This is a genomic window from Streptococcus sp. 151470009-6 (assembly GCF_053628175.1).
This window is the reverse complement of the sequence record NZ_JBSEZF010000005.1, coordinates 67,053-82,633: the sequence shown is the minus strand read 5'-3', so window position 1 is coordinate 82,633 and position 15,581 is coordinate 67,053. Positions and strand designations below refer to the sequence as shown.

The following is a 15,581-nucleotide window of genomic DNA, read 5'->3' as shown; positions in this document are numbered from 1 at the left end:
ACTATTGAAATAAAATGTCAACGAAGACAACTCAAAAGAGCTGGAAACCAGCTCTTCTTTTTATTTAACAACAAGCTCGTAGCGAGTTTTGCTGGTAAAGGTTTGCCCTGCTTTGAGAATGACTTGGTCTTTGAAGTCACTGTGAATGGCATCTGGTAAAGCTTGCGCTTCAAGGGCAATGCCATTGTGCTGTACCATTGGCTGACCTCCTATGATGACACTCTCATCCACAAAGTTTGCTGTGTAGACCACAAAGCAAGGGGCCTCTGTCTTGAAAAGTAGGAAACGACCTGAGTTTTGGTCATAAAGGAAACCAGCATTGTCATGACCTGCAGGAAGGGCAAATGGGTGATCCAAACCAGATACCAGCTGGATTTGCTCATCGTCCTCTGAAAAGATATCCTTGAGCAAAGCACCATTGTAGATGTGTTTCACCACATCGCGATCAGCATCTGAAGTTTTTGCTGGCACACCGTCGGGAGCGATTGGGTAAATGCCCTCCGTATTTAGCTGGAAGACATGACGGTCAACTGTCTGCGTAAAATCACCAGACAAGTTGAAGTAGCTGTGATTAGTTGGATTGACCAGCGTATCCTGATCTGTCGTCACCTTATAGCTGACTTCGTAAGCACCAGTTTCTTCCAAATGGTAGCTAATCCAAATCTTAAGATTACCAGGAAATCCTCCTGTCCCGTCTGTACGCTCTGTGTAGAGAGTCAATCCATGGTCGCTCACCTCGACCAATTCAAACAAGCTCGAATCCCAACCTGTTGAACCACTGTGATTACAGTTGCTAGCGTTGTTGACTTCAAGATTATAGGTCTGACCATTGAGCTCAAATGTTGCACCTGCAATACGGCCCGCTACAGGACCTACACTTGCTCCATGCTTGGGACTATTGCCTACATAGCTAGCAAAATCATCAAAACCCAAAATCACATTGGCAAAATTTCCAGCCTTGTCAGGTGTGACATAGCGCAAGATGGTCGCACCATAAGTCATAACTTCAAGCTGGTAACCACCATCAGTCTCAAAGCGATAGGCCAAGACATCCTTGTCCTCATGATTTCCAAATACACGCTCTGTGTATGCTTTCATTCTTCTCTCCTTTGATCCATTTCTCTCAAGTAAACAAACCATAGAGAGTGTATGCACCATCTATGGTTGTAGTTTCTATTTTCAGAATCCTTTGTCAGAAAATCTAAGCATTTGCTTAACAAAAAGGGATTCTTCTATACCTGTTTTATGCTTCTACACGTTCTTTCCATGAAGTCGCTGTTGTTTGAAGAACCTTGTTGAGTTCGTCAATGTTCTCAAATCCAGTTGTACGCAACCATTCACGAGCTGCTGCTTCACCGTCTTTGATGTAGGCTTCAACTGATCCAGCCCATGTTGCACGGCCGCAAAGAACGCCGTTGAAGTTTGCGCCTGATTCGTGGGCAAAGACTAGTGTTTCTTGGAAAAGCTTAGCTGATACACCTGCACTCAAGTAGATGTATGGAAGATTTGTTGCTTCGTCTTGAGCTTTGAAGAAGGTTGCTGCTTCTTCACGTGTATGAACGATTTCACCATCGCCAAAGCCTTCAACGTATTTGACGTTGACTGGAACTTCTACTTTCAAGACATCGATGTTAAAGCGTGGGTCTGAGAAGACCTTCATAGCACCAATAACCTTGTGTGGTTTTACTTTTGCGTATTCTGCAGAACCTGCGTCAGCGATTTTTTCATCGTAAGCCAAGATTTCAAGGAAGAATGGAATATCTTCCGCCACACACTCAGAACCGATACGTTCGATGTAGGCTTGTTTTTCTTGGTTGAGTTCGTCAGCGCTGTCTACGTCATAGTAAAGCAAGAACTTAACAGCGTCTGCGCCTTGTTCCTTGATGCGTTTTGCAGACCAAACATCCAAGCAGTCAGGCAAACGTTTGGTGCTTGTTGTATCGTAACCAGTTTTCTCATAAGCAAGGAGAAGACCAGCATTGGCATCAAGCGCTTTTGTAGCTGGAAGACCATACTCAGGGTCAAGAAGCATAGATGATGCGTATTTTGTCAATTCATCTGCAACCAAGACTTTAAGTTCTTCCATTTGAGCCACTGTTGGCTCTTCTGTTTGGAATTGAGCCATGAGGCGTTTCAAAGCGCCACGTTGGTCAAAGGCAAGAGCTGAGATAATGCCGTTCTCGTCAGAGAGTTTTTGCAAGCAGGCTACTTTATTGGGACTTAATTGTAATTTACTCATAGACACTTCCTTACTTTTGATAGTCATGAATGATAACACCTTGTACCACACGGTTTACTGTACCTGTAGGAGACGGTGTATCTGGTTTGTTTTCCACTTTCAGCGAAGTCAAAAGGGCAAAGAGTTGGGCATAAACGATGTAAGGGAAGACACGGTAAATATCATTCAAGACTCCACCACAGCCAAGAGCTACTTCTTTGACATTTTCAAGACCAAAGGCTTGATCACTCAAAAGAACGACACGACGAGCAATCTGGTCACCAGCCACTTCACGAACCAAGTCCAAGTCATACTTGCGAGTGTAGTCTGTCGTTGTACCAAAGACCAAAACAATTGTATCTTCGTTGATCAGTGATTTTGGACCGTGACGGAAGCCAACTGGACTTTCATACATAGTCGCCACTTGACCAGCTGTTAATTCCAAAATCTTGAGCTGAGCTTCATGAGCAAGGCCAAAGAAAGGACCAGCACCTAGGTAGATAACACGGTTAAAGTCAAGATCAACCAGCTCTTTGACATCTGCTGCATTGTCTAGAACTTTACGGGCAAGACTAGAAACAACTTCAAAACGTTCAGCTTTAACAACAAATTCTGTAGGATCAAAAACCAAGAGCGCTGTCAACATCATGGACGTAAAGCTAGAAGTCATGGCAAACCCAGCGTCATTAGAAGCAGCCGGTTGCAAGAGCAAGAGATTGCGGTCATCGCCATGGGCTTGAAGAGCCAATTTTCCATCTGCAGCACATGTAATAGTCACTTGATAGAGGTCATCAACCAAGGCTTTAGCCAAATTAACTGTTGCCACACTTTCAGGTGAATTTCCGCTACGAGCAAAGGATACAAGGACAGTTGCCACATCTTTTTTCAGATAGGTTTCTGGATTTGCTACGATATCTGTTGTCGCAATGGCATTAAAGTTCCATTTGCGCTCGTCATAGACTTCCTTAAAGTATGTCACCAAGGTATCTCCCACATAAGCAGAAGTCCCAGCACCTGTCAAGATGACCTTGATATAGTCATGTCTATCAGCGATACCTTGCAGAAAGGCTGCAATTTCTTCACGTTTCGCTTGATAGACTTCAAAAGCTTCTTTCCATACATCAGGCTGTTGGTAGATTTCACGAGTCGTGATTTCTGCACCCAGTTCAAGTAATTCTTCTTTTGTGTAATTTAGCATAGAGTTCCTCTAATCTATTGTTGTTTCATTCCTATTGAAAATATGGGAATGAGAGTGACTCCCATTCCCATGTATATTCTATACAAGCTGTTCTAACGATTTTCACGTTGTCACATCTTATTGAATTGAGTTCCAACTAAAATCTTGGGGGAAAAAGACCGATTATCGTCGGAGCATCGCTCCGTCCTCCTATCGCCTATTTTCCCTGTGATTTTTACGTTGTCACATCTTATTCATCTTCGTCATCATCGAAGCCCGCTAACAGATCATTGACTTTTACAATGCTTTCTGCACCACGGCTCTTATAGTCCGCATCTGCACCTGTAAGGCTAGCATTGATAAATTCAATCACCATTGGCAGATTCATTCCTGCGTAGAGTTCCACGTTGCGACCTTCCATAATCAAGCGGCTCACCACGTTACATGGTGTACCACCGAGAAGATCTGCAAAGACTAGGAAATCATCCAATCCTTCGATAGCAGCTTCAAATTTTGCAGTAAATTCTTCTGGACCATCTTCTGGAAGAAGAGCCACTGCATGAATGTTGTCTTGTGGACCCATAATCATTTCCGTGCTACCTTTAAGTTCTTCACAGAAACGACCATGACTCACCAAAATTAACGATTTCACCATAAATTATGCGCCCATTCCAAGCAAGAATTTACCGATGAATGAAAGACCTACTGCAAGAACGATAATGATACCGATCGCTTTAGTAGAGTTCATACCTTTCTTACCAAGCAACCAGAAGATAAAGGCAGTAAAGATTGCTGGAAGCAAGCGTGGGAAGATTGAGTTCAAGATGTCTTGGAAATCAATCAATTTTTCACCGATTGGCAATTTGTAAGAAATCTCAAAGTTGATCATTGTTGCTACAAGAGCACCCATCATGAAGACACCAAGTACAGATGCAGCATCAATCAAAGCTGTCAAAGTACTTTGCATGTTGTTGATAAGGTTAACCCCTTCTTTGTAGGCAAATTCCAATTGTTTCCAACGGAAGATGTCATAAGCAACTGCAACTGCGATCCAAAGGAAGATACCCCATGGTTGGCCAGCGATAGCCATAGTTGCTGCGATAGATCCCATGATAGCAGGTACAAGTGAACCAAAGATTGTGTCTCCAAGAGGAGCAAATGGTCCCATCAAACCTGTCTTGATACCGTTAACAGCATCTTTTGAACCTACGCCATCTTTTTCTTCCATGGCAAGGTCAAAACCAGCGATAATTGTGTGGAAGAATGGAGAAGTATTGAAGAATTGAGTATGAACTTTCATCATTTCTTTCAATTCAGGAGTTCCATCCCCATACATTTTACGCAATTGAGGCAAGATCATGTAAAGGTAACCAGAAGCTTGCATACGCTCATAGTTCCAACCTAATTGGAAAGTAAACAAGCTACGTTTGTTGATTTGATTAAAATCTTCTTTTGTAAGTTTGTAATTAGAATTCGTCATCTTCGATTTCCCCACTTTCTGATGGTGTAGAAGGTGCTGCTACAGCTACTTTTTGGCTGTTCTTAAAGTGAACAACTGCAAGGAAGATACCTACGATAGAGATACCGATCATAGACAAACCTTTGAAGTTGTTAGCAAAGCCAATCTTTTCAGCAACATCAGCAGGAAGAGTACCAAGGATACCCGCAACAGCTCCACCAAGACCTGTTACATATGAGTAAAGAACAGTCAACATAGCTGTCAAACCGAATCCCATTGCAAGGTAGTGAAGGTTACGTTTAACTGGAAGGTAACGAAGCAAGATTGCAAATCCGAGACCTGGAAGCATACGTCCTGCAAGTGTCAAACCGTCTGCAACCCATTGGTATTCCTTAACAAGGTTTACAACACCTTGTACGAATTCTCCACCAAAAGCAAGAGCGAAGAATACTGGAAGGGCACGTGAAAGAGCCCAAGGCACTGCACCAAGTAGGTAGTTGCGCTCGATTCCTTTATAGTCAAAGCGTTCGATTGCAGCATCAATACGGTGTGCAAAGAAAGTAGTAGTCATACGTCCAAGAACGTCGAAGTATGTCAAAAGTGCTGCTACTGGTACAGCGATTGTTGTGATCGCAAGATCTGTATCAATACCTTGAGAGATAGAGAATGCTGTTGCAAGAACCGCACCAGAAGTTGCGTCGATACGAGAAGCACCACCGAAGGTACCAACCCCGAGAACGAACAACTGCAAGCTACCACCGATAAACAAACCAGTTGTCACATCTCCCATGATCAAACCGGTAATGAAACCAGCGAATACAGGGGAACCTGCAGATGAAACGATTGTCAACTCATCACAGATTTGATAAGCTGAGTACAAAGTGAGAAGTAAAATTTGCCACCATTGTATCATAACAATGACCTCCTAAAAATTTTTTTCTATTTTAATAAACTCAAAAAGTCTGATACGGGATCGTTTGGAACCATTTGAGCAGTGAGTTTCACACCTTTTTCTGCCAGTTTGTGGAAGTCTTCCACATCCTTATCTACCACGTTGATAGAACGTGTGATAGGGCGAGTTTCTGGTGTTTGAGACATATTGCCGACATTGAGTGTTTCAAGCGGAACGCCTGCTTCAACCAAACCAAGGAAACGGTCTGGTTTACGTGCAACGATAAAGAGACGTTGGCTATCGTATTTACCAGCAAGGATATTCGCTGCCGCTTTCTCAATTGGCAAGATACTAAGTTTCACACCTGGTGGTGTAGCAAGTTTCAAGCCACTCTTTTCAATATCGTTGTTAACGACTTCATCGTCTACAACCATAATGCGCGAAACGTTTAGTTTCCCTGCCCAAAGATTGGCTACTTGACCGTGGATCAAACGTCCATCGATACGGCATCCTACAATTGTCATAAGTTTTCCCCCTTTATGTGTTTTAGTGTAGGTTTACGAGTTAAATGAATCTCTTCTTTATATTCACCTTCAGTTTCAAAGATGATAATGCGGTTATCACCTTGCTTGAGATAGCTATGAGGGATATAAAGTGAGAGGGTCGGGCCGACATTCCAGAAACGTCCTAGGTGACGCCCGTTGACAAAGGCAACTCCCTTACCAAACTCAGATAAATCTAAGTAGGTATCCTTAGGCTCTTCAACGGTGAAGTCGAAAGCGTAAAAGGCCGGTTGTCCTTCTGTCCATCCTTTTGAAAAATCAATTTTCTCAGGATTATCCAATGGAAGTGGATATTGTTTCCAATTTAACATGAAGTGTAGATCCTTACAGACACCTGTACGAATTCCTTTACGTTGCGTATCTGCCAAGAACTTATGTCCGTAGTTAACACGCCCCATATTTTCGACCAAGATGTCAATCTCTGAAAAACCTTCTCGATTTCCCTGACAGTAGATATCTTCACCAATTTCTGTCTGGTATTGAGTGGCAATCCATTGACCATCTACATAGAGTTGAGCTCGGTCACGTCCATCGATGATACGGAGACGTTCCTCTTCTGCATCCCAACTTGCTTCGGTACGATAAAGAAGGTAGCCATAACTTTGACCAAGTTCTTCCATCGCTTTTGGATAGAGGCTTTCAGTTGGACTTGCCAAGCTATCCAGAGTTTCAAACAAGGAAACTTTTTCGACTAGTGGAATGGATTCCATTTCCATGCTTTCCTTGTAAAGTGGTTCCAACTGTGGATACTCTGGGAAGTGTGTTGCCATCATCTTCTTGACTGCTAGGTATTTAGCAGTTGGATTTCCTTCTTCATCGAGAAGGGCATCATAATCGTAAGATGTAACTTGTGGCAAATCTAGAGTTCCTCGAGCCGAGCAACCATTCATGAAACCAAAGTTTGTTCCGCCATGGAACATATAAAGGTTGATGGAGCCTTGCTCTAACACCTCTCGAACAGCTTCTGCCAACTCTTTTGGATCACGCGTGATGATTGGTTCTTTCCAACGGTTGAACCAGCCATCCCAGAATTCCATACACATGAGGGGCCATTTTTTGCCATACTCATCAAAGAATTCTTGCATCTGTGAAAAGTTATAAGGAGCCTTAGAGCCGAAGTTTCCTGTCACAAAGAGGTCATCTTCAATCAAGGTTCCAGCTTTCAGAGTAGCCCTCCAAGGACCGTCTGAAGTAAAGAGTGGGCAATCAATCCCTCGTTCTTCCATCAATTTTCGAATCGCTCTCAGATAAGACTTATCTTCTCCATAAGATCCATATTCATTTTCGACTTGCATCATGAGAATGTTTCCGCCATTTTCCAACAAGCGAGGCACAAGCCTTGGTAATAATTGGTCATAATAGCGAGCAACTGCCTCAACATAAGCCGGATCGGATGAACGGATTCGCATGTTCTTAGTTAAGAGCCAAGCTGGTAAACCACCGAACTCCCATTCCGCACAGATAAATGGAGACGGACGCACAATGGCGTAGAGACCCAAATCCTGTGCGATTTGGAGGAATCTCTCCAAATCCATAGCACCTTCAAAATTAAACTCACCTTCAATAGGTTCATGTAAATTCCATGCTACATAAGTCTCGACTGTATTAAAGCCAAGCGCTTTTAAGTTGTAGAGCGAATGATACCAATCCTCCGCTGGAATTCTAAAATAATGAATGGCGCCGGACAAAATCTTGAACGGTTTTCCATCTAAATAGAAATCGTCCTCAATTTTAAATCTTGTCATGTTACTACCTCTGACTAATTAAGTTTGCGCTTTCATTTATTATAATATTAAATATAATCAAATATTTTGCATTTGTCAATAGGTTTTAGAAAATTCTTTAAAATTTTTCTATTTTTTTACTTACCGTTTACCGAAACTATCAAAAAATCGCATGAAAGTCGTTTTTTTATGTATGATAATTCACAAGGCTAGAAAATGAAATTTTTTACATGTAACATAACATCTTTAGTCGATTATTTTAATTTTTTTTACCTAAATACTACTATTTTCTAAGTATTTGTGGTAAAATCAAGGTTGGAGAAAGAGAATCGAGGTGAAATTATGGCTATTCCAAAATACCAATATATTAAAGATGAATTAAAAAACAAAATCATCTCAGGTCAATTTGCGAGTGGAGATAAATTTTATACAGAAGCAGAATTGATTGCGATGTACGATGTTAGTTCGATCACCGTTGTTCGTGCTTTGAATGACCTTGCAAAAGACGGCTATATTGTCCGTCAACAAGGTAAAGGAACTTTCGTTTCACGTGCACGTAAGCACAAACTCGTTGAGTTTTCAGATGTTGAAATCTTTGAAACCAAAGACGATAAAGTTACTGTCCTTTCTATCGAGCGCGGAAACAAGCTTGAATATTTAGAGAAACTCGGCCTACGTGGAGATCAATTCTACTATAAGATTGAACGTATTCGTCAAACAAATGACGTTACATACATCTACCACACATCTTATGTTCCTGAACAATATATCAATGCCAACTATCCAAATCTTGATTATTATAGTTCTATCTATAAACGTTTCAAATTGGATTACCGCATTCACATGAGTGATGAGCATTTTGAGGAAATCAACGAGATTGCCTTTCCAACACCAGAGCATGCTGCTTCTGCACTTGGAATCGATACACAATTCCCAACTGTCTTCCAAACCAAGACTACAAAACTTGAGGCCACTGGCCAAGTCCTTGCCTATAGTGAAACTTATAAGCGAGCAGACTACTACAAAATCAAATTCATCTCATGTAACCGAGGTCATTAAGAAAAAGCCTGAGCCCAGCTCAGGCTTTTTCTGTATTTATTATAGCACGAGAAAGAAACTATGAAAATGCCATGAAAGGTTCTTATTTAATTAGTAGCGTTTTTACTAAAAACAAGTTAAATACTTGCTTCATTTTTCCTTCTATCTTTATCTTTTATTGGCAATTTTCTCCTAAATCTTATGTTTTCCTCCATTTATTATAGTTCTTATATAAACCCTATTGACATTTTACCCCTTAGATAATAAAATAAAATTGGTTTTACGTAAACGCTATCATATGCGATAACAACAAGGAGGTTTTGTCATGAAACTAGAAAAGAAACAGCGCTTCTCCATTCGTAAATACGCGGTTGGAGCAGCTTCTGTACTTATAGGATTTGCTTTTAGCGCACAAGTCGTAGCTGCCGACGGGATTACTCCAGCTCCAACAGCTGAGGAAACCGTTCAAACTGTCCAGGAGAGTCCTCAAGCAGTCAAAGAAGCTGTAGATTCCAAGGTTCCAGAAAAACTGGAAGAAAAGGCTGAAGAGCCTATAAAAGAGGATGTCAAAGAAGACTCGGAGGCTCCTCATACAGTTGCTCCAAAAACGGAAGAAACAACTGCACCAGCTGTGACAGAAAATGCTAGTCCTACTCCGACTACTGAGAAAGAAAGTCCTGCTCCAACTGAAGTTCCTGCAGAAAACTCTCCTTCAGAAAAGAAAAATGAAGCAGCCACACCTGCAGTAACCACTCCTAACACTGAACGAGCAGCTCAGGTAAATGAAAAACTGGCTAAAAGAAAAATGATCTCAATTGATGCTGGACGCAAGTACTTCTCGCCTGAGCAACTCAAAGAAATCATCGACAAAGCCAAACACTACGGCTATACGGATCTTCATTTACTAGTTGGAAACGATGGCATGCGTTTCATGTTGGACGACATGACCATCAAAGCCAATGGCAAAACCTATGCAAGTGATGATGTCAAACGTGCGCTCGAAAATGGAACTGATGCCTACTACAAGGATCCAAACGGCAACCACTTGACAGAGAGCCAAATGACGGACTTGATTAACTATGCTAAAGATAAAGGTATCGGACTAATCCCAACCGTTAATAGCCCTGGGCACATGGATGCCATTTTGCATGCTATGAAAGAACTAGGCATCCAAAAACCTAACTTCAACTACTTTGGTAAGGAATCTGCTCGTACCGTTGACCTTGATAACAAAGAAGCTGTTGAGTTTACCAAAGCCCTGATCAACAAGTATGCTGCTTACTTCGCTGGCAAAACTGACATCTTCAATATCGGACTAGACGAGTACGCTAATGATGCTACAGATGCCAAAGGATGGAGCGTTCTTCAAGCCTATAAATGGTATCCAGAAGATGGATTCCCTGACAAGGGTTATGATAAATTTATCGCCTACGCCAATGACCTTGCTCGCATCGTCAAATCTCACGGCCTCAAACCAATGGCCTTTAACGACGGTATCTACTATAATAGCGACACTAGCTTTGGAACCTTTGACAAAGATATCATTGTTTCTATGTGGACTGGTGGATGGGGCGGTTACGACGTCGCTTCTTCTAAACTTCTAGTTGAAAAAGGTCACCAAATCCTTAATACCAACGATGCTTGGTACTATGTTCTCGGACGAAATGCCGACGGCCAAGGCTGGTACAACCTGGACCAAGGACTCAATGGTATCAAGAACACTCCAATCACTTCTGTACCAAAATCTGATGGGGCTACTATCCCGTTCATCGGAGGTATGGTAGCTGCTTGGGCGGATACCCCATCTGCACGCTATTCACCATCACGCCTCTTCAAACTCATGCGTAGCTTCGCAAATGCTAACGCTGAATACTTTGCTGCCGACTATGAGTCTGCTGAGCAAGTCCTTAAAGAAGTTCCAACAGACCTTAACCGCTATACTGCAGAAAGCGTCGCAACTGTCAAAGAAGCTGAAAAAGCCATTCGCTCACTCGATAGCAACCTCAGCCGTGCCCAACAAGATACCATTGACCAAGCAATTGCAAAACTCCAAGAAGCTGTTAGCAATTTGACCTTCACACCAGAAGCTCAAAAAGAAGAAGACGCGAAACGCGAAGTTGAAAAACTTGCCAAGAACAAGGTGATCTCAATCGACGCTGGACGTAAGTACTTCTCAGCTGAACAACTCAAACGTATCATTGATAAAGCTAGTGAACTTGGATATTCTGATGTGCATCTCCTCCTAGGAAATGACGGACTTCGCTTCCTACTTGATGACATGACTATCACTGCTAACGGCAAAACCTATGCAAGTGACGATGTCAAAAATGCCATCATTGAAGGAACAAAAGCTTACTACGATGATCCAAACGGAACCACTCTTAGTCAAGCAGAAATCACTGAATTGATTGAGTACGCAAAATCAAAAGGGATTGGACTCATCCCAGCGATCAACAGCCCAGGTCACATGGATGCCATGCTTGTCGCTATGGAAAAATTAGGTATCCAAAACCCTCAAGCCAACTTTGACAAGGTCTCTAAAACAACCATGGACCTTGAAAATGAAGAAGCGATGAACTTTACAAAAGCCCTTATCGGCAAGTACATGGACTTCTTTGCGGGCAAGACTAAGATCTTTAACTACGGTACAGACGAATACGCTAATGACGCTACCAACGCTCAAGGTTGGTACTACCTCAAATGGTATGGACTCTATGGCAAGTTTGCTGAATATGCCAACACTCTTGCTGCTATGGCTAAAGAAAGAGGCCTTCAACCAATGGCCTTCAACGATGGTTTCTACTACGAGGACAAGGATGATGTTGAGTTTGACAAGGATGTCATCATCTCTTACTGGTCTAAAGGATGGTGGGGCTACAACCTTGCATCTCCACAGTACCTTGCAAGTAAAGGCTATAAATTCCTTAATACCAACGGAGACTGGTACTACATTCTCGGTCAAAAACCAGAAGATGGCGGTGGCTTCCTCAAAAAAGCTCTCGAAAATACCGAGAAAACTCCATTTAATCAACTAGCATCAACTAAATACCCTGAAGTTGACCTTCCTACTATTGGTAGTATGCTTGCTATCTGGGCAGATAGACCAAGTGCTGAGTACAAGGAAGAAGAAATCTTTGAACTCATGACTGCCTTCGCAGATCACAATAAAGACTACTTCCGCGCTGACTACAATGCTCTCCGTGAGGAACTTGCTCAAATCCCTACTAACTTGGAAGGATACAGCAAAGAAAGTCTCGATGCTCTAAATGCAGCTAAAGAGGCTCTCAACTACAACCTCAACCGCAGCAAGCAAGCTGAGTTAGACGCTCTCGTAGCCAAACTCAAAGCAGCCCGCCTAGGCCTCAAACCAGCAGCAACTCACTCAGGAAGCCTCGATGAAAACGAACTAGCTGCCAATGTTGAAACCAAACCGGAACTCATCACAAGAGCAGAAAAGATTCCATTTGAAGTTATCAAGAAGGAAAATCCGAACCTTCCAGCTAAGCAAGAAAAGATTGTCACACCAGGTGTAGATGGCGAACGCACTCATTACATCTCTGTCCTTACTGAAAATGGTAAACAAACAGAAACCGTTCTAGACAGCCAAGTAACCAAAGAACCTGTGACCCAAGTGGTTGAAATCGGTGCACCTATTACCCACAAAGGGGATGAAAGCGGCCTTGCTCCAGCTGCCGAAGCGAAACCAAGACTGGATATACAAGAAGAAGAGATTCCGTTCACTACTGTGACACGTGAAAATCCACTCTTGCTCAAAGGGAAGACTCAAGTCGTTACTAAAGGCGCTAACGGTCGTCGCATCCATTACTACTCTGTGAGCACTAGTGCTGACGGTAAGGAAGTGAAAACTCTTGTAGATAGCCTTGTGACCCAAGAAGCAGTGACCCAAGTTATTGAAGTCGGAACCCTTGTAACCCATGTAGGAGACGAACACGGTCTTGCTCCAGCTGCAGAAACAAAACCGAGATTGGACATTCAAGAGGAAGAAATTCCATTCACTACTGTGACACGTGAAAATCCTCAATTACCAAAAGGACAAACGCAAGTTGTTACTAAAGGAGCTAACGGCCACCGTACTGCCTTCTACTCTGTAAGCACTACTGCTGATGGAAAAGAAGAAAGAACTCTTGTCAATAGCGTGGTAACACAGGAAGCAGTCACTCAAGTTGTTGAAGTCGGCACTGCCGCTGAGAAAGCTGAGCAAACTGCACCAACTACTGCCAAAGCAGATGAAAAACAACTCCCTGCAACAGGAAGTCAAGACTCTGCAGGCTTGGTCGCAGTAGGACTTATGGCCACACTAGCAGCCTACGGACTGACTAAGAGAAAAGAAGACTAAACCTCTTCGATAAGCATACAAAAAAGCGAGATTCAATCTCGCTTTTTGTTATGATTAGTCACCAAGTCCGATACGTTCAAAGATATCCTCTACTCGTTTGGTGTAGTATGCTGGGTTGAAGATTTCATCAATCTCCTCTTGAGTCAGGCGTGATGTCACTTCTGGATCTGCTTCCAGAAGTGGTTTGAAGTCTACTTGGTTGTCCCAAGAGTGTGCTGTCTTAGGTTGAACAAGGTCGTAAGCTTGCTCACGTGTCATACCTTTCTCAATCAAGGTCAACATAGCACGCTGGCTGAAGATGAGACCGAAAGTTGAGTTCATGTTACGGATCATGTTTTCTGGGAAGACCGTCAAGTTCTTGACGATGTTTCCAAAACGGTTGAGCATGTAGTCGATCAAAATGGTCGTGTCCGGTGTGATAATACGCTCTGCTGATGAGTGAGAGATATCACGTTCATGCCAGAGAGCGACGTTCTCATAGGCCGTCACCATGTGACCACGGATGACACGCGCAAGACCTGTCATGTTTTCAGAACCGATAGGATTGCGTTTGTGAGGCATTGCTGAAGAGCCTTTTTGCCCCTTGGCAAAGAACTCTTCTACTTCGCGTTGCTCAGATTTTTGCAAACCACGAATTTCAGTCGCCATACGCTCGATAGAAGTTGCGATGCTGGCAAGAACTGCGAAGTACTCAGCGTGAAGGTCACGAGGAAGCACCTGTGTAGAGATTTCTTGAGCACGGATACCGAGTTTGTCGCAGACGTATTTTTCAACGAATGGTGGGATGTTGGCAAAGTTACCAACCGCACCAGAAATCTTACCAGCTTCCACACCAGCAGCCGCATGCTCGAAACGCTCGATATTGCGCTTCATTTCGCTGTACCAAGTCGCCAATTTAAGACCAAAAGTTGTCGGCTCAGCGTGCACACCGTGGGTACGCCCCATCATGATGGTGAACTTGTGCTCCTTAGCCTTATCAGCGATGATGTTGGTGAAGTTTTCAAGGTCACGACGGATGATGTCGTTGGCCTGCTTGTAGAGGTAACCGTAGGCCGTATCCACCACGTCGGTAGAAGTCAAACCATAGTGAACCCACTTGCGCTCTTCACCAAGAGTCTCAGAAACCGCACGTGTGAAAGCCACCACATCGTGACGAGTCTCTTGCTCAATTTCCAAAATACGGTCGATGTCAAAGTCCGCTTTTTCACGAATCAAAGCCACATCTTCCTTAGGGATTTCCCCCAACTCAGCCCATGCCTCATCAGCCAAGATTTCCACCTCAAGCCAAGCACGGTATTTATTTTCTTCACTCCAAATGTTCGCCATCTTAGGGCGAGAGTAACGTTCGATCATTGTTTGTTCTCCTTAATTTAAGATCATAAGTAATCATTCTTTATAACGTCAGAAGATACGATAATTCCAGGGAATTCATTTAAATCTACACTATCCAAAGAATACGGGAAAGGAAATAATATAAATTGTAAAGATTGTAGTTCAGCTAACCTAATAAGGCTTCTCAATTGGAAATTAGAAACTCCACGTATACAATAATTCTCTTTGTCAGGTACATTGTCATAATAATATTGAGCCATCTTTTTTGAATAAAATAACGGTAATGTTACATGTGAATCTTGTATATTTGGATATTGATAAAACGATCCTGTAACTTCTCCATTACGTTGTTCCATCAACATCCAAAAGGGTTCCCCCTGTACTTTCTCATCAGGCAAAAATCCTTTTTTAATTGTTCTAGCTACTATGTCTACTATTGTCGGCAGTTCGTCAACCGTCATCAATTTAATACCGTTTGATTCTGCAAAAATTTTTGTTCCTTCTTGAAAACCAACCTTTGAAATCATTATTCCAATTATATTACCAAATCCAACATCTTGTAACTTTGTAGAAAAATCACGTATTTCCTTTATTGACACTTTATTTTTCCAATCTTTACATTCTATAGCTACTCTACACTCTATATTTAAATGTGTGAATTGATAGTAAACATCAAATTCATTAGTCGCTCCACTCTGACCTTTAATGGTTACTTTTGTTGATACTAATGTATTTTCATAATCATTCAATTCTAGTAAGCGAGAATATACATACTGGGCATAATCCTCTAATGATTTTCCTGTATTAACCATAAATTTATA

General features: G+C 42.3%; 12 protein-coding genes. 2 read left to right on the top strand and 10 right to left on the bottom strand.

Going from position 1 to position 15,581, the window contains the following annotated elements; all coding sequences use genetic code 11:
- Positions 1 to 60: 60 nt before the first annotated feature.
- The 8 genes from ACUW6H_RS07560 to ACUW6H_RS07525 all read right to left on the bottom strand — a co-directional run bounded on the left by ACUW6H_RS07560 (position 61) and on the right by ACUW6H_RS07525 (position 8,054).
- Entirely contained in the window at positions 61 to 1,098 is a 1,038-nt protein-coding gene (locus ACUW6H_RS07560) for an aldose epimerase family protein (protein ID WP_454363514.1), read from the bottom strand.
- Positions 1,099 to 1,243: 145 nt separating this feature from the next.
- Entirely contained in the window at positions 1,244 to 2,239 is a 996-nt protein-coding gene (gene lacD, locus ACUW6H_RS07555) for a tagatose-bisphosphate aldolase (RefSeq protein ID WP_454363512.1), read from the bottom strand.
- Between the two features lie 10 nt (positions 2,240 to 2,249).
- Positions 2,250 to 3,416 (bottom strand): SIS domain-containing protein, encoded by a 1,167-nt coding sequence (locus tag ACUW6H_RS07550; RefSeq protein WP_454363510.1) that lies wholly within the window; start codon positions 3,414 to 3,416, stop codon positions 2,250 to 2,252.
- A gap of 229 nt (positions 3,417 to 3,645) precedes the next feature.
- Complete coding sequence (locus ACUW6H_RS07545; RefSeq protein WP_004239567.1) at positions 3,646 to 4,050, bottom strand: PTS sugar transporter subunit IIA; 405 nt, start codon at positions 4,048 to 4,050, stop codon at positions 3,646 to 3,648.
- A gap of 3 nt (positions 4,051 to 4,053) precedes the next feature.
- On the bottom strand, positions 4,054 to 4,875 hold the full coding sequence (locus tag ACUW6H_RS07540; RefSeq protein ID WP_000185285.1) for a PTS system mannose/fructose/sorbose family transporter subunit IID: 822 nt from the start codon (positions 4,873 to 4,875) through the stop codon (positions 4,054 to 4,056).
- Positions 4,862 to 5,767, bottom strand: coding sequence for a PTS mannose/fructose/sorbose/N-acetylgalactosamine transporter subunit IIC (locus tag ACUW6H_RS07535; protein ID WP_000616995.1), 906 nt, complete (start codon positions 5,765 to 5,767; stop codon positions 4,862 to 4,864). Before ACUW6H_RS07535 ends, ACUW6H_RS07540 begins: the two co-directional genes overlap by 14 nt.
- Before the next feature lie 26 nt (positions 5,768 to 5,793).
- A complete protein-coding gene (locus ACUW6H_RS07530; RefSeq protein ID WP_000156956.1) occupies positions 5,794 to 6,270 on the bottom strand; it encodes a PTS sugar transporter subunit IIB in 477 nt (158 codons plus the stop codon).
- Complete coding sequence (locus ACUW6H_RS07525) at positions 6,267 to 8,054, bottom strand: glycoside hydrolase family 35 protein (RefSeq protein WP_454363506.1); 1,788 nt, start codon at positions 8,052 to 8,054, stop codon at positions 6,267 to 6,269. Before ACUW6H_RS07525 ends, ACUW6H_RS07530 begins: the two co-directional genes overlap by 4 nt.
- 321 nt (positions 8,055 to 8,375) lie before the next feature.
- Here ACUW6H_RS07525 and ACUW6H_RS07520 point away from each other — a divergent pair, with 321 nt between their 5' ends.
- Together ACUW6H_RS07520 and strH are read left to right on the top strand one after the other, a co-directional pair.
- The gene (locus ACUW6H_RS07520; protein ID WP_454363504.1) at positions 8,376 to 9,092 is read left to right on the top strand and encodes a GntR family transcriptional regulator; all 717 of its coding nucleotides are present in this window, start codon (positions 8,376 to 8,378) and stop codon (positions 9,090 to 9,092) included.
- A 304-nt stretch (positions 9,093 to 9,396) separates the two neighbouring features.
- Positions 9,397 to 13,428, top strand: a complete 4,032-nt coding sequence (gene strH, locus ACUW6H_RS07515; protein WP_454363502.1) for an LPXTG-anchored beta-N-acetylhexosaminidase StrH — start codon at positions 9,397 to 9,399, stop codon at positions 13,426 to 13,428.
- A 54-nt stretch (positions 13,429 to 13,482) separates the two neighbouring features.
- Here the strand turns inward: strH and purB are convergent, their stop codons facing one another.
- Positions 13,483 to 14,781 (bottom strand): adenylosuccinate lyase, encoded by a 1,299-nt coding sequence (gene purB / locus ACUW6H_RS07510; protein ID WP_454363500.1) that lies wholly within the window; start codon positions 14,779 to 14,781, stop codon positions 13,483 to 13,485.
- 23 nt (positions 14,782 to 14,804) lie between these two features.
- A complete protein-coding gene (locus ACUW6H_RS07505) occupies positions 14,805 to 15,572 on the bottom strand; it encodes a restriction endonuclease (protein WP_454363498.1) in 768 nt (255 codons plus the stop codon).
- Between the last annotated feature and the right edge of the window lie 9 nt (positions 15,573 to 15,581).